Origin of the sequence: Variovorax sp. CF313, assembly GCF_000282635.1 — a bacterium.
In the GTDB taxonomy this organism is placed as follows: Bacteria; Pseudomonadota; Gammaproteobacteria; order Burkholderiales; family Burkholderiaceae_C; genus Variovorax.
Genome location: NZ_AKIW01000078.1, coordinates 1 through 19,994, shown reverse-complemented (window position 1 = coordinate 19,994; position 19,994 = coordinate 1). Strand labels below are relative to the sequence as shown.

17 protein-coding genes are annotated in these 19,994 nt (G+C 68.3%); 9 read left to right on the top strand and 8 right to left on the bottom strand.

Going from position 1 to position 19,994, the window contains the following annotated elements; translation table 11 throughout:
* The first annotated feature begins 60 nt into the window (after positions 1 to 60).
* Complete coding sequence (locus PMI12_RS19695; protein WP_007835976.1) at positions 61 to 1,395, top strand: aminotransferase class III-fold pyridoxal phosphate-dependent enzyme; 1,335 nt, start codon at positions 61 to 63, stop codon at positions 1,393 to 1,395.
* Positions 1,396 to 1,701: 306 nt separating this feature from the next.
* Here PMI12_RS19695 and PMI12_RS19690 read toward each other — a convergent pair whose 3' ends face one another.
* The 3 genes from PMI12_RS19690 to PMI12_RS19680 form a co-directional block, all read right to left on the bottom strand.
* Positions 1,702 to 2,553, bottom strand: a complete 852-nt coding sequence (locus PMI12_RS19690; protein ID WP_007835973.1) for a ChaN family lipoprotein — start codon at positions 2,551 to 2,553, stop codon at positions 1,702 to 1,704.
* 165 nt (positions 2,554 to 2,718) lie between these two features.
* Complete coding sequence (locus tag PMI12_RS19685; RefSeq protein ID WP_007835970.1) at positions 2,719 to 3,030, bottom strand: BTH_I0359 family protein; 312 nt, start codon at positions 3,028 to 3,030, stop codon at positions 2,719 to 2,721.
* 105 nt (positions 3,031 to 3,135) lie between these two features.
* Complete coding sequence (locus PMI12_RS19680) at positions 3,136 to 4,326, bottom strand: DUF3108 domain-containing protein (RefSeq protein ID WP_042673827.1); 1,191 nt, start codon at positions 4,324 to 4,326, stop codon at positions 3,136 to 3,138.
* A 140-nt stretch (positions 4,327 to 4,466) separates the two neighbouring features.
* On the opposite strand from PMI12_RS19680, the gene PMI12_RS19675 reads away from it, so the two are divergent.
* On the top strand, positions 4,467 to 5,567 hold the full coding sequence (locus PMI12_RS19675) for a fumarylacetoacetate hydrolase family protein (protein ID WP_007835966.1): 1,101 nt from the start codon (positions 4,467 to 4,469) through the stop codon (positions 5,565 to 5,567).
* A 9-nt stretch (positions 5,568 to 5,576) separates the two neighbouring features.
* Here the strand turns inward: PMI12_RS19675 and PMI12_RS19670 are convergent, their stop codons facing one another.
* Positions 5,577 to 6,359: a helix-turn-helix transcriptional regulator gene (locus PMI12_RS19670; RefSeq protein ID WP_007835965.1), complete on the bottom strand. Its 783-nt coding sequence runs from the start codon at positions 6,357 to 6,359 to the stop codon at positions 5,577 to 5,579.
* Positions 6,360 to 6,457: 98 nt separating this feature from the next.
* On the opposite strand from PMI12_RS19670, the gene PMI12_RS19665 reads away from it, so the two are divergent.
* Genes PMI12_RS19665 through PMI12_RS19655 form a run of 3 tightly spaced genes read left to right on the top strand, consistent with a single transcriptional unit; the run spans position 6,458 to position 9,423 of the window.
* The gene (locus tag PMI12_RS19665; RefSeq protein WP_007835964.1) at positions 6,458 to 8,212 is read left to right on the top strand and encodes an FAD-dependent monooxygenase; all 1,755 of its coding nucleotides are present in this window, start codon (positions 6,458 to 6,460) and stop codon (positions 8,210 to 8,212) included.
* Positions 8,209 to 8,445 carry a hypothetical protein gene (locus tag PMI12_RS19660; RefSeq protein ID WP_007835963.1) on the top strand — a complete coding sequence of 79 codons (237 nt, stop codon included), beginning with the start codon at positions 8,209 to 8,211 and terminating at the stop codon, positions 8,443 to 8,445. Before PMI12_RS19665 ends, PMI12_RS19660 begins: the two co-directional genes overlap by 4 nt.
* Positions 8,446 to 8,448: 3 nt before the next feature.
* Positions 8,449 to 9,423 (top strand): Bug family tripartite tricarboxylate transporter substrate binding protein, encoded by a 975-nt coding sequence (locus PMI12_RS19655; protein ID WP_007835962.1) that lies wholly within the window; start codon positions 8,449 to 8,451, stop codon positions 9,421 to 9,423.
* Positions 9,424 to 9,509: 86 nt separating this feature from the next.
* Here PMI12_RS19655 and PMI12_RS19650 read toward each other — a convergent pair whose 3' ends face one another.
* Together PMI12_RS19650 and PMI12_RS19645 are read right to left on the bottom strand one after the other, a co-directional pair.
* Positions 9,510 to 10,673 carry a toxin-antitoxin system YwqK family antitoxin gene (locus PMI12_RS19650; protein WP_007835961.1) on the bottom strand — a complete coding sequence of 388 codons (1,164 nt, stop codon included), beginning with the start codon at positions 10,671 to 10,673 and terminating at the stop codon, positions 9,510 to 9,512.
* A gap of 1 nt (position 10,674) precedes the next feature.
* Complete coding sequence (locus tag PMI12_RS19645; protein WP_007835960.1) at positions 10,675 to 11,088, bottom strand: VOC family protein; 414 nt, start codon at positions 11,086 to 11,088, stop codon at positions 10,675 to 10,677.
* A 64-nt stretch (positions 11,089 to 11,152) separates the two neighbouring features.
* Between PMI12_RS19645 and PMI12_RS19640 the strand changes: the two genes are divergently transcribed.
* The 4 genes from PMI12_RS19640 to PMI12_RS19625 all read left to right on the top strand — a co-directional run bounded on the left by PMI12_RS19640 (position 11,153) and on the right by PMI12_RS19625 (position 16,031).
* Positions 11,153 to 12,304: a TraB/GumN family protein gene (locus PMI12_RS19640; RefSeq protein ID WP_007835959.1), complete on the top strand. Its 1,152-nt coding sequence runs from the start codon at positions 11,153 to 11,155 to the stop codon at positions 12,302 to 12,304.
* An 11-nt stretch (positions 12,305 to 12,315) separates the two neighbouring features.
* Positions 12,316 to 12,687, top strand: coding sequence for a DUF2946 family protein (locus tag PMI12_RS19635; RefSeq protein WP_007835951.1), 372 nt, complete (start codon positions 12,316 to 12,318; stop codon positions 12,685 to 12,687).
* 84 nt (positions 12,688 to 12,771) lie between these two features.
* Positions 12,772 to 15,090, top strand: coding sequence for a TonB-dependent receptor (locus PMI12_RS19630; RefSeq protein WP_007835949.1), 2,319 nt, complete (start codon positions 12,772 to 12,774; stop codon positions 15,088 to 15,090).
* 29 nt (positions 15,091 to 15,119) lie between these two features.
* Complete coding sequence (locus PMI12_RS19625; RefSeq protein ID WP_007835948.1) at positions 15,120 to 16,031, top strand: copper chaperone PCu(A)C; 912 nt, start codon at positions 15,120 to 15,122, stop codon at positions 16,029 to 16,031.
* Positions 16,032 to 16,037: 6 nt separating this feature from the next.
* On the opposite strand, the gene PMI12_RS19620 is transcribed toward PMI12_RS19625, so the two are convergent.
* Together PMI12_RS19620 and PMI12_RS19615 are read right to left on the bottom strand one after the other, a co-directional pair.
* The gene (locus tag PMI12_RS19620; protein WP_007835947.1) at positions 16,038 to 17,804 is read right to left on the bottom strand and encodes a phospholipase D family protein; all 1,767 of its coding nucleotides are present in this window, start codon (positions 17,802 to 17,804) and stop codon (positions 16,038 to 16,040) included.
* Between the two features lie 88 nt (positions 17,805 to 17,892).
* Entirely contained in the window at positions 17,893 to 19,791 is a 1,899-nt protein-coding gene (locus PMI12_RS19615; RefSeq protein ID WP_007835946.1) for an ATP-binding cassette domain-containing protein, read from the bottom strand.
* Positions 19,792 to 19,994: the final 203 nt, after the last annotated feature.

Genomic DNA, 19,994 nt, shown 5'->3' with positions numbered 1-19,994 from the left:
ATTGTCGCAGGGGTGCCAGAATCGCGATTTTCCTCGACCACATAACCGCAGGAGCGAGACATGGCCCAGCAGGACTTCAACATGGACAACCAATGGTTGCCCTTCACTCCCAACCGCCATTTCAGGAAAGACCCGCGCGTCTTCGTGGCGGCCGATGGCATGGAGTTCACCACGCATGAAGGCAAGAAGGTGATCGACGGCATCTCCTCGCTGTGGTGCGTGGGCGCGGGCCACAACCGCAAGCCCATCAACGAGGCGATCAAGAAGCAGCTCGACACGCTCGACTACGCCACTGCCTTCCAGGTCAGCAACGACCGCGCCTTCAAGGCGGCCGAGATGATCGCCTCGCTCGCGCCCGGCGATCTCAACAAGGTGCTGTTCTGCAACTCGGGTTCGGAAGCCGCAGACACCTCGATGAAGGTCGCGCTTGCCTATCACCGCGCACGCGGCGAAGGCCACCGCAACGTGTTCATCGGCCGCGAGAAGGGCTACCACGGCGTGGGCTTCGGTGGCATGTCGGTGGGCGGCATTCCCGGCAATCGCAAGGTGTTCGGCTCGGCCTTCCTGCCGCGCGTGGACCACATGCGCTTCATCCACGATCCGGTGAACCACGCCTACATCCACAACGAGGAGCCGGTGTGGGCCGAAGACCCGCTGGTCGAGCTCGAAACGCGCATCCTGCCGCTGCACGATGCGAGCAACATCGCCGCGATCATCGTCGAGCCGGTGGCCGGATCGGCCGGCTGGTACCTGCCGCCCAAGGGCTACCTGAAGCGCTTGCGCGAGATCTGCGACAAGCACGGCATCCTGCTGATCTTCGACGAGGTCATCACCGGCTTCGGCCGCATGGGCACCAACTTCGCGTCCGACTATTACGGCGTGGTGCCCGACATGCTGAACTTCGCCAAGTGCGTGACCAACGGCGTCATTCCGCTCGGCGGCGTGATCTGCCGCGACAAGCTCTACGACGCGATGATGAAGACCGAGGCGCCCGAGCACGTGGTCGAGTTCTTCCACGGCTACACCTACTCGGGCCACCCGGTGGCCTGCGCCGCGGCCATCGCCACGCTCGATCTCTTCAAGCAGGAGAACCTGTTCGCGCGCGCCGGCGAAATGGGCAAGGTGCTGGGCGATGCCTTCCACAGTGCCTTCAAGGGCCTGCCGAACGTGATCGGCATCCGCAGCCTGGGCCTCGCCGCGGCGGTGGAACTCGCGCCCATCGCGGGCACGCCGGGCAAGCGCGCCTACGACATCTTCCTGGACTGCTTCCACAAGGGTGCACTGGTACGGCCCGCGGGCGACGTGCTGGTGATCGCACCGCCGTACATCGTGGAAAAGTCGCACATCGACACGCTGGTGAATACGCTGGCGGATTCGATCAGAAAGCACGCCTGAGCGGGGCGGCGGCCCTTGCGCAAGCCGGCGACGCGAAGGCCGTTCGCAGGATCGCGGCGCCGGAAACCATGCGACTTTCGTTTTGAACTGACTGTCGACGAAGCATTTTTAGCGCTTTGACAGAAGCCAGCGGGAGCTTCATTCTTCAGCCCTCACCACGGGGCTGGAGATGACGATGTCGGAAAAAATCGAACGCTGGATGAATCAGCCGCTTTTCGTGGGTCGTCAGGCTCTTCTCGTCACCGTGACACTCGGCTCCGTCGGCGCCTGGTTGTTGTTCTGGTTCGGTGAATAGGGTCGACGCGTTCAAGCCTTCGGTTGCGGCCTGGCCAGCCGCTTGAACTCGGCGCAATAGTCTTTCTCGGGCAATGGCGGCGTCTGCCATGTGCTGTCGTAATCACCCGCCGCCACGTCCGCCGCAGCGGCAGCGGCGCGCATTTGCACCGTGGCAACCTTGATGTCGTCGGGCAGATGCTGCGGCACGCCGAGCGTACGCACGACGTGGCCCGCGCCGGCGATCAGCAGCACCGTCTGGCCCGGCCGCCTTGCCTTGACGATGGCCTGCGCCATTGCACGGTCGCGGCCCACCTGGATGCGCGTCATCGGGACGATCTGGGATTCGGGCAGCATCTTGCAGTGGCCCTCCCGCACGGCGTCCTGCTGCACGGCATAGGCCTCGCCATTGAGCTGCACGTCGAGCGAGACGTCGGCCATGGCGTCCCTCATGCGCGTGCGCGGCAGGTTGGCGCCGACCACGGGCACGCCCGCGCGCACGGCCACCATCACGGTGGGGCCGTAGCTGGCCCAGGGCCAGGCCTTGTCGCTCCAGTCGAGGGCCGCCTGCACCTGCGCTTCGGTGGCGGTGGGGGCGATGCGCGCGGTGCTGCGGCCTTCCTCGGCCATTTCGAGCGCAAGCGCGGCGAGATGGCCGCGCGCGACCAGCGCCTCGACGGCTTCGCGCTCGATGGCGTGGTGCTCGGGGGCGTCGTGCTGCTCGCCGAGCAGGAGGGCGTCGACCGGCTGGAGTGCTGCGATGCGGCGCGCGATGGGTGCATCGGCGCCGGGAGGCAGCACCGAGCAGCCCCCGAATGCGGTGGTGGCGAGCAGGGGAAGAAGCAGGCGCCAGGGAGTCCGCAGGGGCCGGTTTGGAGGGGACATCACGCCATACTATGCCCCGGCACACGCCCGCCGTGCCGTCCATTTCCGCTTTTCCCTGTCGTCTCTTTCGGTTTCTTCGCTGACCCGGTTCACGGGACCCGTTGCCGGTGCTTCATGAAAAAAGCGCCCGGACAGGGCGCTTTGTCGTTGGAGGCCGAATTTGCGTCAGTGCACCAGCACCGGCGTGTGGGCCAGCTCGGCGTAGCCTTCGAGCGTGTCCTCGACTTCTTCCTGGGTGGGGGTGTTGAGCTGCCATGCGGCGATCTGCTGCTGGAACAGCTCGGCCCACGAGCCGTCGAGGTAGACCTCCTTGCCCGAACGCTTGTCCACGATCTCGAAGCCGTGGCGCTCCAGAACCGGCACGTTGGGTTGCGCGGGTTCGTCGCCTTCATTGGGCTGCACGTGGACGACGACGAAAGACTCCGAGTCATAAAGCATGTTCATGGCGGGCCCTGTGAGGATGTCGATGGCGTTCATGGGGGATACATAGCAATCAACGCGCCAGTTTCAAGACAGGTTGTCATTCCTGTAAAACCAACGGGCTAATTTTCTTGGCTTTGCTCCGATGGAACGACCTTCTCCTCAGTTCGGGGGGGCCGCGGGTAGGGGTTTGCGCAATTGGGCGTCAGCGAAGTCCCCGTTGGGTTCCGTCTGCCGGATGCGCACTGGCAGGTAGCCGTACGCTGGCGCAAGCCAAAGCTCGAGTTTTCGGTCGAACTCCCGCCGAGGATTGCGGGTGAGCTTGCGCGTGACGTATTCGCCGGCCGGAAGGCTCACTTTTTCTTCGTCACCGACCACGAAGACCCAGACGTCGGCATCGCGCGGCCCCACGGTCTGGACCGAAATCCGGGTGCCTGCCGGATAGCGCCCGGGGCTGGCCGCCAGCAGGCCGCCGAGCTGCATCATCACGCTCATGCGGTCCTGCGCGCCGGCCAGCAGGGGCACGGGTGGCGCGTTGTTGCTGAACACGATCTGCCCCTGTTCGCGTACGAAATGAGAAGCCAGCTCTGACTTGCGGCTTTCGGAGTACCGCTCGGGCTCCAGCCCCGAAGGACCGATGCGGCCGGTGCTGTGCCAGTTGAGCAAGGTGAAGAACACCGCCTTGAGCGTCAGCCGTCCGTCGTAGCGGCTGCCATCCTGCAGCCAGACCAGTTCGCCGAACACGCCACGCTGCGGGGAGGCGCCGGACTGGCCGGTGGCCTCGAAGTCCAGCGTGACCGAGCCGGGGATCTTCATCGCCTGGGTGCCGGCGATGGTGCCCGAGGCCTCGCCGCCGGCCGCCGCAGTGGTGCCGGTTCCGGTGCCGCTGGAAGGCGATACCGCGCCGGTTGGGGCGCTGGCCGCTGCTTCCGGCGGTGTTGCTCCTGAATTGGTAGCGGCCTGGGCTGTCAGGTCGGGCGTTTCGGGGGCTGAAGGCGTGGAGGCATCCGGCTCTGGCGCGGGCGCAGGCTTGACGACGGCCGGTTTCGGCTTGGGCACAGACGCTTCACGGGGACGCCGCGGCTTGGGTGGCGGAGGCGGCTTCGCTTCGGCGGGTGCGGCCGCCGGAGCGGGCGCCTCGGACGCCGGTGGTGCGATCACGATGGTGCGCGTGCTGAACTTGCTAGCCAGCGGCGAGGGTTCCGGCCCGACCGCCATCGGCGCCAGCCCGAGCAGCAACAGATGGACCAGCCCCACCAGCAGCGTCAGCCCGATCAGAACCCGCCACGACGGACGCCCCGGCAGCCCGGGAGGCAGCGATGGCGAGGAAGAGGGGGCGACGAGCGTCGGCATCGGTATGTGGAGTGAGGCGCCGGCCCGGAGGTTCACGAAAGACCACCTCGGTAAACTGCCGCCCGTTCAACCAGTTTAAGTGGGAGCGGCGACCGGCCCGGGCCGGCGCCCCGTCCCCGTTCTCACGCACGCACCGCATCATGAAACTCGCCACCTTGAAGGACGGCTCGCGCGACGGCCAGCTCGTCGTCGTATCGCGCGACCTCACGCTCGCCCACTACGCCACCGGCATCGCGAGCCGGCTGCAGCAGGTGCTGGACGACTGGGGCTTCATGAGCCCGCAGCTGCAGGACCTGTACGACGCCGTCAACACCGGCCGTGCACGCCATTCCTTTCCCTTCGATCCGTCGATGTGCATGGCCCCGCTGCCGCGCGCCTACCAGTGGGCCGACGGCTCGGCCTACCTGAACCACGTGGAGCTGGTGCGCAAGGCGCGCAACGCCGAGGTGCCCGAGAGCTTCTACACCGATCCGCTGATGTACCAGGGCGGCAGCGACGACTTCCTGGGCCCGACCGACGACGTGGTCGTGCCCAGCGAAGCCATGGGCATCGACTTCGAGGCCGAGATCGCGGTGATCACCGGCGACGTGCGCATGGGTGCCACGCCCGACCAGGCGCTCGACGGCATCCGCCTCGTGATGCTGGCCAACGACGTGAGCCTGCGCAACCTCATTCCGGCCGAGCTGGCCAAGGGCTTCGGCTTCTTCCAGAGCAAGCCCGCCACCGCCTTCAGCCCCGTGGCCGTCACGCTCGACGAGATCGGCGAGGCGTGGCAGGACGGCCGCGTACACCTCGCGCTGCAAAGCAGCTGGAACGGCCGCAAGGTCGGCCTGTGCGACGCCGGCCCGGAGATGACCTTCCACTTCGGCCAGCTCATCGCCCACATCGCCAAGACGCGCAACGTGCGCGCCGGCAGCATCGTGGGCAGCGGCACCGTGAGCAACAAGGGCGTCGAGAAGAACGGCCACATGGACTGGCCCAAGGGCTATTCGTGCATCGCCGAGAAGCGCTGCATCGAGACCATCCAGACCGGCCAGCCCTACACCGAGTTCATGAAGTTCGGCGACACGATCCGCATCGAGATGAAGGGGTTGGACGGGCGCTCGCTGTTCGGGGCGATCGATCAGGAGATCGTGTCCACGGCGGGGCGGCCGAAGGAGGCGCCGGTGTCGCTGGTGAAGCCGCAGCAGGGCGGGGCGCCGGACGAGCCACGGCCGGAGCAAGAAGCTTCCGAAGACTGAGGGGCCGGCTCAGTGCGGCCCCGCGCCGCGCAGCAACTCCTTCTGCGACCGTATCCCCAGCCGCCGGAACGCCCGGTACTGGTGGGTGCGCACCGTCGTCAGCTCCACGCCGATCTCGCGCGCGGCTTCCTTGGCCGTCCGGCCCGCCATCAGGTGGCCGATGACCTCGCGCTCGCGCAGGCTCAGCTTCAGCAGCCGCGAGGCGAGGACGGGCTCCACCGGCTCCCGCGCGGCCACTGCGCTGCGGCCGTGCGCGGCGGTGGCATCGGCCAGGAGCGTGGCGTGCGCCTCGATGCGCGCGAAGTCGGCCGCGCCGAACTCCGGCTGCGCGAGGCTGCGGTAGAAGCTCACGGCCACGCGCTGGCCCGTGGGCTGCAGCAACAGCACCGAGGCGCGCTCGCGAATGCCCACGTCGCCGTAGCAGGCGGCGCGGTACACCGGGTCGGCCACTTCGTCGGCGCGCTGGTGCCCCATCCAGAGCTGCGCACGCCTGGGCAGCTTGCGCGCCGCCAGCCAGGCCATGTTCGGGTCGAGCAAATCGAAGCGCTGCGCCACGTAGCGTTCGGACGTGCGCTCGGCCGTGCTGCCGTAGCTGCTGGCGGCAGACACGAGCTCGATGCGCCCGGCGGCATCGACCACGAACACGGTGCAGAAGGTCACCGGCATCACGCGCTGCATGGCCTTGAGATAGCTGGTCGCCAGAAGCGGCGTGCCCACGCCGGAGAGCACGTCGCCGACCACGGCGGCGGCCAGCGCGGTGTCTTCGGCGGGGTGGATGCGCCAGCGTCTCATGCGGGAGGAAAGAAGAAGAAAAGGGCGCACATACGGGTAACTACCTCGTACGAAGTTATGACATTGCCGCTCCTCCCGCATCGGGACAATCCCGCCGGATGATGAACTCTCCCGCTGCCACCCTCGGCGATGCCGCCAGCGGCCCCGTGCCGCCGAAGTCCGGCGCCGACGCCGGACTGCCGCCCTCGGTCGGCGCGTTCCACTACACGCGCTACGGAGCCCGAACGCCCGCGCTCGGCCCTGGCGGCGTTGAAGCCGGCAGCCACCCGGTGGTGATCGCCGGCGGCGGCCCTGTCGGCATGGCGCTGGCGCTGGGGCTCGCGAACCACGGTGTGCGCAGCGTGATCCTCGAAGCCGACGACACCGTGTGCGTGGGCAGCCGCGCGGCCTGCATCTCGCGCCGCAGTCTCGAGATCATGGAGCGGCTCGGCGTGCTGCGCGGCTTCATGGGCAAGGGCCTGCCGTGGACCGGCGGGCGCAGCTTCTACAAGACGGCCGAGGTGTTCCGCTTCGAGATGCCGCACGACGCGCAGCAGAAGCTGCCGCCGATGATCAACCTCGAGCAGTACTACGCCGAGCACTACCTGCTCGAAGAGATCTTCCGCCGCAACGAGGCGACGCCGGGGCTCATCGACATCCGCTGGGGCACCGAGCTCACCGGCCTCGCGCAGCACGACGACGGCGTGACGCTCGACGTGCGCAACGCCGAAGGCGCATACCGGCTGCACGGCCAGTGGCTCGCAGCCTGCGACGGCGGCCAGAGCTTCGTGCGCAAGGCGATGGGGCTCGCGCTCGAAGGTACGGGCTACGAAGGCCGCTACGTGATCATCGACATCGAGCTCAAGAGCAGGCACCCGACGGAGCGCCGCGCGTGGTTCGACCCGCCGTGGAACCCGGGCTCGACCGTGCTGATGCACCGCCAGCCCGACGACATCTGGCGCATCGACTACCAGCTGCGCCCCGGCCAGAGCACCGAGGAGGCGCTGCAGCCACCAGCCGTGGCCGAGTTCGTGCAGCGCCACCTCGACGCCATCGGCGAAGGCCACCTGCCATGGAAGACGGTGTGGACCTCGGTCTACCGCGCCGGCGCGATGACGCTCGACAGCTACCGCCACGGCCGCGTCGTGTTCGCGGGCAACGCGGCGCATGCGATGCCGATCTTCGGCGTGCGAGGGCTCAACTCGGGCTTCGACGACGCAGACAACCTCGCGTGGAAGCTGGCGTTCGTCGCCAGGGGCTTGTCGGATGCGGCACTGCTCGACTCGTACTCGCAGGAGCGCATCGCGGCCTTCCACGTGAACGCCGAGAACGCGATGCGCAGCACCGAGTTCATGTCGCCGCCGTCGCGCGGCTTCGACCTGCTGCGCGAGGCGGCGCTGTCGCTGTCGGAAAGGCACCGCGGCATCGCGCAACTCATCAACCCGCGCCAGACGCAGGCCGTGCGCTACGCCGATTCGCCGCTGTCGTCGGGCGAAGGAGATGCATTGCCGGCCGGCCCGCTGCCGGGCGAAGTGATGCCGGAGCAGCAACTCGAACAAGGCCATCTCACCGACTGGGTCGCGCCGGCCTTCACGCTGCTGGTGCTGCAGCCCGAGGTGGCCGCGCCGCCCGCGGCCGACGTCGCGCAGGCACGGCAGGGCGCGCTGCCCTTCGTCGTTCGCAGCATTGCGAGCCCGGGCTCCGGCGGCGCCGATGCGCATGCATCCCCTGCCGTCTTCGAAGCGCTCGGCGCACAGGACGGCGCGGTCTACCTGCTGCGCCCCGACGGCCACGTGGCCGCGCGCTGGCATCGCCTGCCGCCCGGCGCCCTGCAACCCGCACTGGCCCGTGCGGCCCAGGAGCTCCCCGCATGAGCACGACACCGCTGAACCCCGACGCCCGCGACCGCCTCTACGCCGAGTGCGCGCGCGCCATCACCGAGGCGGGCGCCGAGCGCGAATCGCTGTTCCTCGCGCGGCTTGCGCTGCTGCTGTTCGAGCAGGTCGGCGACGAGGCGCGCTGCCGCGCCGCGCTGGCCGACGCGTTGCACGCGCTGCCCGTACCATCGCTGTCCGCTTCCGAATCACAAACAACGACTGGAGACTGATCCATGGATCGCCGCACCCTTCTCGCCACGCTCGCATCCGGCGCCGCCGTGGCCGCCACGCCTTTCGCCCATGCACAGGAGTACCCCGCGCAACTCGTCAAGTGGGTGGTGCCGTACCCTGCGGGCGGCGGCACCGACGTGATCGCGCGCGTGCTGGCCGAATCGATGCGCCAGACGCTGGGCCAGCAGATCGTGGTCGACAACCGCCCCGGTGCCTCGACCAACATCGGCGCCGACATCGTCGCCAAGAGCAAGCCCGACGGCTACACGATCATGTCGGCCGACAACGCCGTGCTGGCCTTCAACGAGCACTTGTTCAGCAAGCTGCCGTTCAACCCCGAGAAAGACTTCACCTACATCGGTGCGATCGGCAAGTTCCCGCTGGCACTGGTCGTGCATCCGGACTTCCCGGCGAAGAACTTCAAGGAGTTCCTGGCCTACGTGAAGGCCAACCCCGGCAAGGTCAACTACGCCTCGCCCGGCAACGGCTCGCCGCACCACCTCGCGATGGAGATGTTCAAGGTGCGCACCGGCACTTTCATCACCCACATTCCGTACCGTGGCGCGGCGCCGGCCATGGCCGACGTGATGGGCGGGCAGGTGCCCTGCATGTTCCTCGACCTGGCTTCGGGCCTGTCGATCATGCAGGGCAACAAGGTGCGCGTGCTGGCCATCGGCTCGGGTGCGCGCAGCAAGCTGCTGCCCAACGTGCCGACGCTGGCCGAAGTGGGCGTGCCCAACACCGAGGTGTTCGCTTTCCAGGGCATCCTGGGCCCGGCGGGCCTGCCGGCGGCGGTGGTGAACAAGCTCAACGGCGACCTCAACAAGGCCTTCGGCACGCCGACCGTGCAGAAGCGCTTCGATGATTTCGGAATGGAAGCGATGCCCGGCACGCCGGCGCAGTTCGCGGCGCTGTCGCGCGCCGAGTCCAGGCGCTGGGGCCCGATCATCAAGCAAGCCGGCATCAAGCTGGACTGAAGCCGCAGAGGGGACTCTCTCCCTTCGTGAAACACCGAGGAACCGGCGTTGCCGGGCCCCTGGTGTTGCACCGGTAGGAGGCGAGCCTATTTTTTCGAGCCGTCCTCGAAGACCTCGTCGTCGCGCTGCAGCTCGCCGTTCTCGTCCCAGGCGCGCTCGCGCGTCACGCGGCCCTTGGCGTCGAAGGTGGATTCAGCCAGCAGCGTTCCCTTTTCGCTGAAGCGTTGGTGGGTGCCGACCGGGATTTGCCGGCCGCGGCTCACCACCTGGTAGCGGCCCTGCGCGGCGCGCTGGCCGCTGTCGTAGAACTCGGTGATCTCCACCGTGCGCGTGTCGCCGCTGCCGCTGTAGGCGGATTTGCTGCTCGGCTGGCCGTTGAGGTAGTAGCTGTCGTCGACGATCGGCTCGCCCGCGCTGTTCCAGCGCTGGTCGCGCACCAGCGCGCCTTTTTCGGAGAAGGCCTGCTCGCGCAGGCGCACGCTCGCGCGCTCGACCAGCAGGTACACCGCCTCGCGGCGCTTGACGCCCTCGGACGAGTAGTTCTGCTCGGTGCGCTGGTTGCCGACGATTTCGTCGATCGCCGCGGTCTTGCCGTTGTCGTAGAAGCTCTGCGAGCGCACCCGCTTGCCCGACACGTACGACAGCCGCGAGCGCAGGGTGCCGCGCGAGTCGAACAGTTCGACCTGCGACGGGCCGGTGCCTGTAAAGCCGCAGAGCCTGGCGTCATCGACCACCGGGGCCAACGTGGGCGCGTCGGCACAGCGCAGCGCCGACAGCTGGCCGTGCTCGGTGAATTCGACCGACGCGCGTTCGCTGCCGCTGCCGGTGTCGGGATAGAAGATGGCGCGCCGAAGCCTGCCGTCGGGGTAGAAGCTGCGCACGAGCCCCCGCTCCTGGCCGTCGTCGTAGGTGGCGTCGCGCAGCACGCGGCCCGTGGGCGAGAACTCGCGGGCGCGGCCCTGCAGGTTGCCCTTGGCATTGAGGGTGTGCTCCTTGGCGAGCTTGCCCTTCTCGTAGATGCGCACCAGACCCATCGACACGCCGTTCTGCACCTGTTCCTCGCGCTGCAGCTCGCCGGTTGCGCGGTCCTTGCAGCGCAGCAGGCCGGTCTTGCCCGCGGTGCTGCTGCCGTCGGCCGGGTTCACGCTGCGGCCGTTCAGCTCGCAGTCCAGCTGCGCGTGCGCCGTCGCGGCGCCGAGCAACGCGAGCAATGCGGCGGCGCCGCGGAGGGCGGTCCGGCGCGGGGTCATGTCACTTGTCGTAAAGCGTGTCGAGCGAGCGGAAACCCTTGACCTCGATCGGGTTGCCGAACGGGTCGAGGAAGAACATCGTCCACTGCTCGCCCGGCTGGCCCTCGAAGCGCACCTGCGGCTTCAGCACGAACTCGGTGCCGGCGGCTTCGAGCCGCGCGGCCAGCGCCTGCCAGTCGGGCAGGGCCAGCGCGAGGCCGAAGTGCGGCATTGGCACCATCACGTCGCCGACCCGGCCGGTCCGGGCGGTGGCGAAGGGCTCGCCGAGGTGGAGCGAAACCTGGTGACCGAAGAAGTCGAAATCGACCCAGGTGCCGGTGCTGCGGCCTTCGGCGCAGCCGAGCACGCCGCCATAGAAGCGGCGGGCGACGTCGAGGTCGCGGACGTTGAAGGCCAGGTGGAAGATGCTCTGCATGGTTTCGGATTATGGGCAGCGGTGCTGTGAGAATGCCGGACTTTCTTTTATCGTGGAGCAAGCCTTGCGGATACTCCGGATCTTCGCCGCGCGGATGTGCGGCATCGCTCTTCTGTTCACTTTCGCGGCTGCGCATGCCGCCTGCCCCCCCTCGGCCATCGCCAGCCTCGAAAAGCCGGGCATGGGCGTGCGCAATGGCGTCGACCGCGGGGTGCTCTGGCGCATCGAGCGCGACGGGCGCAGCTCGTGGCTCTACGGCACCATCCACGTCGGCCGCGGCGACTGGGTGCGGCCCGGTCCGACCATCCAGAAAGCGCTCGCGCAGAGCGACACCCTTGCGCTGGAGCTCGACTTGCGCGACGAGGCTACTGCCCAGGTCATGGGCCAGCCGGCCGACCCGGCACTGCTGGCACGCATGCTCAGCGGCGAGCGTGCCCGCCGTCTCGAGCGCCAGAACACCGAGGCTTGCGTGCCGCCTGGCACGCTGTCGAAGCTGCAGCCGATCCTGCAGGTCACGGCACTGGCCGGCCTGGCGGGACGGGCCGACGGGCTGTACCCGGAATTCGGCGTGGACGAGACGCTGGCGGTTTCCGCCCGCAACGGCAACAAGCCGGTCGTCGCGCTCGAAAGCGCGGCCGAGCAGCTGAAGGCGCTGACCGGCGAATCCGAAGCCGAGGAGGCAGAGCAGGTCGATGCGGCGCTGGACGAACTGGAATCGGGCAAGCTGCGCGGCCAGCTCAAGGAGCTGGCCGACGTCTGGGCGCGCAGCGACGCGGCCAGGCTCGCCCGCTACCCCGAGTGGTGCGACTGCCTCAAGACGACCGCCGAGCAGCGGCTGATGAAGCGCCTGCTCGACGACCGCAACCCGAACCTGGCCGACGGCATCGAGCGCCTGCACTTCGGTGGCAAGCGCGTGTTCGCGGCGGTCGGTGCACTGCACATGATCGGCCCGCAGGGATTGCCCGCGCTGATGGCGGCGCGCGGCTTCACCGTGACGGCAGTGCTGACCGATGCACAGGCGCAGACGGCGGTGCCGATGCCGGCGCTTGCGGCGCCTTCGCCAGCGCCGAAGGCCGTGCGCGGCGGCAAGGCCGCCAAGGGTCAGCGTGGTCAGAAGGGTGCGCCTGCTGCCGCAGCAAAGGGCGGTAGATCGGCAAAGGCTGTGCCTGCCGCCAAAGGGGGCAAGGCGCCTGCCAAGGGCAAAGTGCGCAGATAATCGCGACCGCCATGCACGTGCTGCGCCACCCCACCCGCTTCCTCGGCCTCGTCGGCCGCTGGGTGCTGCTGTGGTTCGTGCTGTCGCTGGGCGTGGCGGTGGCATCGCCGCTGGTGAACCCGCAGGCCATGGAGTTGGTGTGTTCCAGCGCCGGCTCGATCAAGGTGGTGGTCCACACCGAAGACGGCACGCAGGAAATGGGCGCCTCGCACATGGACTGCCCGTTGTGCGTGCTGAGCGGCGCACCGCCGCCGGCTGTGGCCGCTCCCGTCTTCGATCTTCCCTTGCCGCTGGGCCGCGTGGTCCAGTCCATTCCCGCCGCGCGCCTGGCCGCGGCCACCGCGGCGCCGTTGCCGGCGCGCGGGCCCCCGGCTTTCTCCTGACGCTCTCAAAACCGTAGCTGCATGCGCGCGACCGAAGCGCATGTGCGGCCTGTCCGGCTTGAAGTTTCGTGGAGAAGGTTCCTCTTGAAAAAGCATTCCCGCGCCCTGGCGATCGCCATGGCATTTCCCTTCGGCGTGCCTGCGCTGGCACAGCAGTCCGCCGAGACGCCTGAAAGCGGCACCGGTGGCCGCGCGCTCAGCACCATCACCGTGACCGGCGGCCGCCCGACCTCGCTTCCGACGCAGATCCCGACCACCATCGAAGGCGTCACGCACGAGCAGGTCGTCGAAACCGTCAACGCCACCGACAGCGAAGACGCGCTCAAATACCTGCCGAGCCTGGTCGTGCGCAAGCGCTACATCGGCGATTTCAACCACGCCGTGCTCGCCACCCGCGCCTCGGGCACGGGCAACAGCGCGCGCTCGATGGTGTACGCCGACGGCATCATGCTGTCGAACCCGCTGGGCAACGGCGCCACCTACGCGCCGCGCTGGGGCATGGTGTCGCCGGAAGAAATCGAGCGGGTCGACGTGCTGTACGGGCCGTTCTCGGCCGCGTACCCGGGCAACTCGGTGGGTGCGGTGGTCGACTACGTGACGCGCATGCCCACGCAGCTGGAGGCGCACGTCAAGCTCAGCGGCTTCGCGTCGAACTTCGACCTGTACAACAGCCATTCCTCGCCGGCCGGCCAGCAGCTCGACCTGTCGCTGGGCAGCCGCAGCGGCGACTGGTCGTGGTGGCTCAGCGCGTCGCGCACCCACAGCAAGGGGCAGGCGCTGGTGTTCGGCAACCGGCTGGTGAGCGCGGGCACGGTCGGCAGCGCGGGCACGCCGGTGACCGGCGCCGTACTCGGGCTGAATCCATCGAACCAGCCGTGGTGGCTGGTGGGCGGTTCGACCCTCTACGACACCACGCAGGAACAGGCCAAGCTCAAGGTGGCCTACGACCTCTCGCCTGCGGTGCGCGCCACCTACACGCTGGGTGCATGGAACAACACCACGCACGGCAGCGTCGACACCTGGCTGCGCGACGCCTTCGGGCGGCCGGTGTACGGCGGGCGCGTGAACATCGGCGGGCGCAGCTACAACCTCGATTCGCCGAGCGCCGCGCTCGCACCGACCGAGACCGCGCTCACGCACTACATGCACGGCCTCTCGGTGAAGAGCCACACCGGCGGCGTGTTCGACTGGGAGGTGGCGGCGAGCCTGTTCGACTATTCGCGCGACACCTCGCGCACGCCCACCACACCGCTACCCGGCGCCTTCAACGGCGGCCCGGGCCGCACCACCGACATGGGCGGTTCCGGCTGGAACACCTTCAAGGCGGCCGGCACCTGGCGGCCCACCGGCTCGGCCGAAGGCGTGGGCGCGCACGTGGTCGACTTCGGCTTCCAGCAGGACACGGCGCGCCTGCGCGCCAGCGTCGGCAACACGCTCGACTGGATCGACGGCTCTCCCGTCACGCCGTTCTCGGCCTTCAACGGCAACACCCGGCTGCAGTCGCTCTACGCGCAGGACACCTGGCGCTTCGCAAAGGACTGGAAGACCACGCTCGGCCTGCGCCATGAGCGCTGGCAGGCCTACGGCGGCCAGCTCGGCAACGCAAGCACGCTGCTGAACTTCACGCCGCGCAAGAACAGCTACGACTCGCCCAAGGCCGCCATCGCGTGGCAGGCCACGTCCGACTGGCTCTTCAAGGCCTCGACCGGCCGTGCGGTGCGCATGCCGACGGTGAGCGAGCTCTACCAGGGCTCGATCGACGGCAACCGCATCGTCAACACGAATCCGAATCTGCGCCCTGAACGCTCGTGGACCACCGAGCTCAGCGCCGAGCGCGACATGAAGGGCTGGGGGCTCGACGGCGTGCTCCGCACCACGCTGTTCTTCGAGAACACCAAGGACGCGCTCTACACCCAGGCACTCACCAACCTCGTGAGCACGGTGCAGAACGTCGATGCCATCCGCACGCGCGGGCTCGAAGTGGCGATGAACGCGGTCGACGTGGGCGTGCGGGGGCTCGACCTGAGCGGCAGCCTCACGCTGACCCGCTCGAAGATCACCGCCAACAGCGGCTTTGCGGCCAGCGTCGGCCGCGACCAGCCGCGCGTGCCCAAGGTGCGCGCCGCGCTGCTCGCCACCTACCGCCCCGACGCCCGCTGGAGCTACACCGTCGGCGCGCGCTACAGCGGCAGGCAGTACGGCACGCTCGACAACAGCGACCCCAACGGCGCCGCGTACATGGGCTTCTCGAAGTTCTTCGTGGTCGACGCGCGCGTACGTTACCGGATCGACCGGCAGTGGAGCGCGTCCTTCGGCATCGACAACCTGAACAACAACAGGTACTGGGCCTTCCACCCATACCCGCAGCGCACCTACGTGGCCGAACTCAAGTTCGACCTTTGACCCTCTTTCCACTTCAAGGATCTTTCGCCATGAATGCCTCGACCACTCTCAAGACTCTCGCTGCCTGCGCCATGCTGACGGGCGTTGCGGCCGCCTCCGCGCATGTCACGCTGCCGCCGGGCGGCGCCACCGTGGGCAGCGACTACAACGCCGCCTTCCGCGTCGGCCACGCCTGCGAAGGCGCCAAGGCCACCACCGGCCTCGCCGTGCGCCTGCCAAAGGGCTTCGTGCTGAGCGACGCACAGGCGCGCAAGGGCTGGAAGCTCGACGTGCAGAAGGGCGGAACGGGCGGCGATGGCGAAGTGCGCTGGACCGCCGAGAAGCCCGAGAACGCGCTGCCCGGCAGCGAGCGCGCCGAGTTCGTGCTGCGCGGCAAGATGCCCGCGGCACCGGGCACGCTGTGGTTCAAGGTGCTGCAGACCTGCGACGTTGGCGTGGCCGATTGGGCCGAGGTGCCGGCCTCGGGCAATTCGACCAAGGGGCTGAAGAGCCCCGCCGCGAAGCTCGAAGTGGTGGCGCAGGGCGTGGCCACCGTCGACGTACGCGATGGCTGGGTGCGCCAGTCGGTGCCGGGCCAGAGCGGCACCGGCGCCTTCATGAAGCTCACCGCACCTACCGGCACCAAGTTGGTCGGCATCTCGACCCCGGCAGCCGGCATCGCCGAAGTGCACGAGATGAAGATGGAGGGCGACACCATGAAGATGCGCGAACTCTCCGGCGGCCTGGACCTGCCCGCGGGCCAGACCGTCGAGCTCAAGCCCGGCGGCTATCACGTGATGATGATGGACCTGAAGGGCCCGCTGGCCAAGGGCGCGAGCGTGCCGATGACGCTGAAGTTCGAGGACGCCAAGGGCGTGAAGACCGCGCTGGACGTAGCGCTGCCGGTGGGCGCGCCCGAAGGTGCCGATGCCGCCGGCCCGGCGCATCAGCACAAGCACTGAGCCTCTTCAAAGCAGCTGGTCGGGCGCCAGCGGGCCGAAGAGCTTGAGCATCAGCCGCAGCATGGCGCTGGCGTCTGGCTCGGTGCGGGTGTCCTTCAGGTCGCTGCCTTCGGGCGCGTGCCACTGCAGCGATCCGTCCACCAGATCGACGTGCCAGGAGCGCTCGCGCATGCCGCGCTCGATCTGCTCCGACGCTGCGCGCGAGAGTTCGTTGCTGCGGATCAGCAGCGCGAGCTCGGTGTTCTGCAGCTGCGAGCGCAGATCGAGGTTCATTGAGCCGACCACCAGCAGCCGGCCATCCATCACCAGCACCTTGGAGTGCAGCATCGCGCGCGATTCACCGGGAGCGCTGTCGCCGACCGAAGAGCCGAAGACATTGCCGAGGCTCGCCTGCTCGCTGCGCAGTTCGTAGAGCTCGACGCCCATCCTGAGCAGTTCCTCGCGATGGCGCGCGTAGCCCACGTGCGCCACCGGGGCGTCGTTCGAGGCCAGCGAGTTGGTCAGCACGCGGATGCGCACGCCCCGCCCGCGGGCTTCGGAAAAAGCCCGCAGCATGTCCTTGCCGGGCACGAAGTAGGGCGAGATGATGACCAGGTCGGTGCGCGCCTGGCCGATCAGCTGCAGGAGGCCCTCGACCACCGTGTCGCCGTTGGCCGCCCGGTCGGAGGCGGCTTCCAGCGACGCCGCACCACGCGAGGTGCCGGCCTTGTCATCGGGCCGGCTGACCACGAGGCCCGGTGCCTTCGCATTGGTGGGATCCGAGTCGGCGGGGATCTTGCCGGGCTTGTCGGCCAGCATCACGGCCGGAGCCCAGACGAAGGTGGCGGTGCGCAGGTCCAGCGGCTTTTCGTCCCAGGCGCGGGCGCGCTGGGCGGCGGTGGGAGGCGCGTTGGGGCGCGGCTCGCCGTCCGGCGGTTTCGGGTTGCCGTTCGCGTCCTGGGCGCGGGCCGATTCCTCGGCCAGTTCCTGATCGGCCTTGCGCGCGCGGTCGCGCATGGCCTGCAGCTCCTCGCGCGTGATCAGCGATTGCACGGGGTAGGCGCGCTCGTTGTTCCAGTAGCTGTCGAAGCTGCGCGAGAGATCCTGCACGATGGGACCGGCCGCCAGCACGTCGACATCGATGAAGTTGGCGTTGGCCGCATTGCCGAAATACGCATCGCCGAGATTGCGCCCGCCCGTGACGGCGAGCACGTTGTCGGCAATGAACAGCTTGTTGTGCATGCGCTGCTGGATGCGCGAGGCGTCGTCGATCGAATTGAGGAAGCGGCTGATGCGGGAATCGCGCGAGCCCGCGATCGGATTGAACAGCCGCATCTCGATATTGGGAATGAAGGCCAGCCCCAGCACCGCCGCGTCGCGGCCGGTAGTGTGGAAGTCGTCGAGCAGCACGCGCACCCGCACGCCGCGCTCGGCAGCTCCCCGCAGGCCGCGCACGAGGCGGCCGGTGCTGGCATCGGCGTGGATGGCGTAGTACTGCAGGTCCAGCGTCTTCTGGGCACCCTCGATCAGTGCCAGCCGGCTGCCGTACGCCGCTTGCGGGCCTCCCATGAGCATGAAGCCGGATTCATAGCGGGCCTTGTCGGCCTGCCGGCGCTGCTGCACCAGGTCGGCCAGCGCGGTGCCGCTGGCTGGCGAGGTGATCGCGGTCGAGATGGGGCGCTCGACGTTCTGCGGCAATTGCGCGCAGCCGCAGAGGAACAGGAGCGCCAGGAACGCGCCGAGCGCGGGAAGCGTGGCGGATCGGCGGCAGAACGCCTGGAAGGAGGAAGGCATGCGGCTTCTCCCGGTGTTGAGATGAGCAGCATGTATAGCCTAGTCGGCGCCTGCCGCGCGTCGGACAGGCGGACGACCGGCATGGGCGTCAGCGCCCGGCGACCAGCTCTTCCTGGCGCTCCAGGGCGGCGAGCAGTTCGTCGTCGATGTTGGCGTGGCGCTCGGCCAGTTCGGCGGCGCGAGAGGCATCGGTGGCGTAGATGGCGCCACCGTCGAGTTCGAGCATCTCGGTAATGCGCTTCTGCTCGGCTTCGAGGGCTTCGATCTGCGCGGGGAGGGCGTCCAGTTCGCGCTGCTCCTTATAAGAGAGCTTCTTGCGGGCGACGGCTGTCCGGGGGGCTGCCGCGGGTTCCGCGGCCGGGGCGGGCGCAGGTGCTGGAGCGGGTGCTGCGGCGAGGCGCTGCTCGGCAATCTCGCGGGCGCGCCTGGACTGGATCAGCCAGTCCTGCACGCTGCCTTCGTACTCGCGCCAGCTGCCGTCGCCTTCGTAGGCAATGGTGCTGGTCACCACGTTGTCGAGGAAGGTCCGGTCGTGGCTCACCAGGAACACCGTGCCGTCGTAATCCTGCAGCAGGGTTTCGAGCAGCTCGAGGGTGTCGATGTCGAGGTCGTTGGTGGGTTCGTCCAGCACCAGCACGTTGGCCGGGCGGGCGAACAGGCGGGCCAGCAGCAGGCGGTTGCGCTCGCCGCCGCTGAGGGAGCGGACCGGGGAGTTGGCGCGTGCCGGCGAGAAGAGGAAGTCCGAGAGGTAACTCTTGACGTGCTTCTTCTGGCTGCCGATCTCGATCCACTCGCTGCCGGGGCTGATGAAGTCTTCCAGCGTGGCGTCGAGGTCGAGCTTGTCGCGCATCTGGTCGAAGTACGCCACCTGCAGGTTGGTGCCGCGGCGGATCTTGCCGGTGTCGGGCTCGAGCTCGCCCAGGATCAGCTTCAGCAGTGTGGTCTTGCCCGCGCCGTTCGGCCCGAGCAGGCCGACCTTGTCGCCGCGCAAGATGGTGCTGCTGAACTTGCGGATGACGGTCTTCTCGCCGAAGGACTTGGTGGCATCGGTGAGCTCGGCCACGATCTTGCCGCTGGACTGACCCGAGGCCACGTCCATGTTGACGCTGCCTTGCACGTTCCGGCGGGCGGCGTGCGTGGCGCGCAGTTCCTGCAGGCGGTTGATGCGGCTCTGGCTGCGGGTGCGGCGTGCTTCGACGCCCTTGCGGATCCAGATCTCTTCCTGCGCCAGGAGCTTGTCGGCCTTGGCGCTGATCACGGCTTCCTGGGCGAGCTGCTCTTCCTTCTGCAGGAGATACTGCTCGAAGTTGCCGGGGTAGGAGCCCAGCTTGCCCCGGTCCAGCTCGACGATGCGGGTAGCGACGCGGTTCAGGAAGCTGCGGTCGTGGGTGACGGTGACGACGCTGCCCTTGAAGTCGATCAGCAACTGCTCGAGCCATTCGATGGAGTCGAGGTCCAGGTGGTTGGTGGGTTCGTCCAATAGAAGCACGTCGGGCGCGGCCACCAGCGCCTGGGCCAGTGCGACGCGCTTGCGGGTGCCGCCGGAGAGCGACCCGACGCGGGCGTCGCGGTCCAGGTGGAGGCGGTGCAGCGTTTCTTCCACGCGCTGCTCCCAGTTCCAGGCGTCGAAGGCTTCGATCTGGGACTGCAGCGCGTCCAGATCGAGGCCGTCCGCACCGGAGAGATAGAGATCGCGAATGGCAATGACGGGGCCCAGGCCCTGGCTGGCTGCGGTGAATACATCCGCGTCCATGTCCAGCAAGGGTTCCTGGGCGACATAAGCCACACGGAGGTTCTGCTGCAACTGGAGAGTGCCGTCGTCGGTCTTCTCCAGGCCGCCCAGTATCTTGAGCAGGGAAGACTTGCCAGCACCGTTGCGGCCGATCAGGCCGATACGCTCCGATTCGAGAAGAGAGAAGTCCGCATGATCCAGCAGCGGGACGTGACCGAACGCGAGCTGGGCGTCGAGGAGTGTGATGAGTGCCATGTGGCGCGGATTATCGGAGGAGCCGATGTCAGGGCCTGGTGGTGGAGGAGGAGGCCGCTCCGTGTGAGGGGCCTGAGGGGCCTTCTTCGAGTTTCTTGCGGGCAGCCTTGCAAGGTCCGAAAACTGTCATATACTCGTGGGCTTCGCTGATGAATACCGCAAGGTGTTCGAGGCAAGCAGTCCTCCCAGGAGTTCTGTTTGCG

What these genes read in the sequence shown, in the direction of transcription:
- PMI12_RS19620 (WP_007835947.1), bottom strand. Translation starts at nt 17,804, where the DNA reads ATGCCTTCCTCCTTCCAGGCGTTCTGCCGCCGATCCGCCACGCTTCCC.
- PMI12_RS19695 (WP_007835976.1), top strand. Translation starts at nt 61, where the DNA reads ATGGCCCAGCAGGACTTCAACATGGACAACCAATGGTTGCCCTTCACT.
- PMI12_RS19660 (WP_007835963.1), top strand. Translation starts at nt 8,209, where the DNA reads ATGAGCACGACACCGCTGAACCCCGACGCCCGCGACCGCCTCTACGCC.
- PMI12_RS19680 (WP_042673827.1), bottom strand. Translation starts at nt 4,326, where the DNA reads ATGCCGACGCTCGTCGCCCCCTCTTCCTCGCCATCGCTGCCTCCCGGG.
- PMI12_RS19615 (WP_007835946.1), bottom strand. Translation starts at nt 19,791, where the DNA reads ATGGCACTCATCACACTCCTCGACGCCCAGCTCGCGTTCGGTCACGTC.
- PMI12_RS19655 (WP_007835962.1), top strand. Translation starts at nt 8,449, where the DNA reads ATGGATCGCCGCACCCTTCTCGCCACGCTCGCATCCGGCGCCGCCGTG.
- PMI12_RS19625 (WP_007835948.1), top strand. Translation starts at nt 15,120, where the DNA reads ATGAATGCCTCGACCACTCTCAAGACTCTCGCTGCCTGCGCCATGCTG.
- PMI12_RS19665 (WP_007835964.1), top strand. Translation starts at nt 6,458, where the DNA reads ATGATGAACTCTCCCGCTGCCACCCTCGGCGATGCCGCCAGCGGCCCC.
- PMI12_RS19645 (WP_007835960.1), bottom strand. Translation starts at nt 11,088, where the DNA reads ATGCAGAGCATCTTCCACCTGGCCTTCAACGTCCGCGACCTCGACGTC.
- PMI12_RS19670 (WP_007835965.1), bottom strand. Translation starts at nt 6,359, where the DNA reads ATGAGACGCTGGCGCATCCACCCCGCCGAAGACACCGCGCTGGCCGCC.
- PMI12_RS19685 (WP_007835970.1), bottom strand. Translation starts at nt 3,030, where the DNA reads ATGAACGCCATCGACATCCTCACAGGGCCCGCCATGAACATGCTTTAT.
- PMI12_RS19675 (WP_007835966.1), top strand. Translation starts at nt 4,467, where the DNA reads ATGAAACTCGCCACCTTGAAGGACGGCTCGCGCGACGGCCAGCTCGTC.
- PMI12_RS19635 (WP_007835951.1), top strand. Translation starts at nt 12,316, where the DNA reads ATGCACGTGCTGCGCCACCCCACCCGCTTCCTCGGCCTCGTCGGCCGC.
- PMI12_RS19650 (WP_007835961.1), bottom strand. Translation starts at nt 10,673, where the DNA reads ATGACCCCGCGCCGGACCGCCCTCCGCGGCGCCGCCGCATTGCTCGCG.
- PMI12_RS19690 (WP_007835973.1), bottom strand. Translation starts at nt 2,553, where the DNA reads ATGTCCCCTCCAAACCGGCCCCTGCGGACTCCCTGGCGCCTGCTTCTT.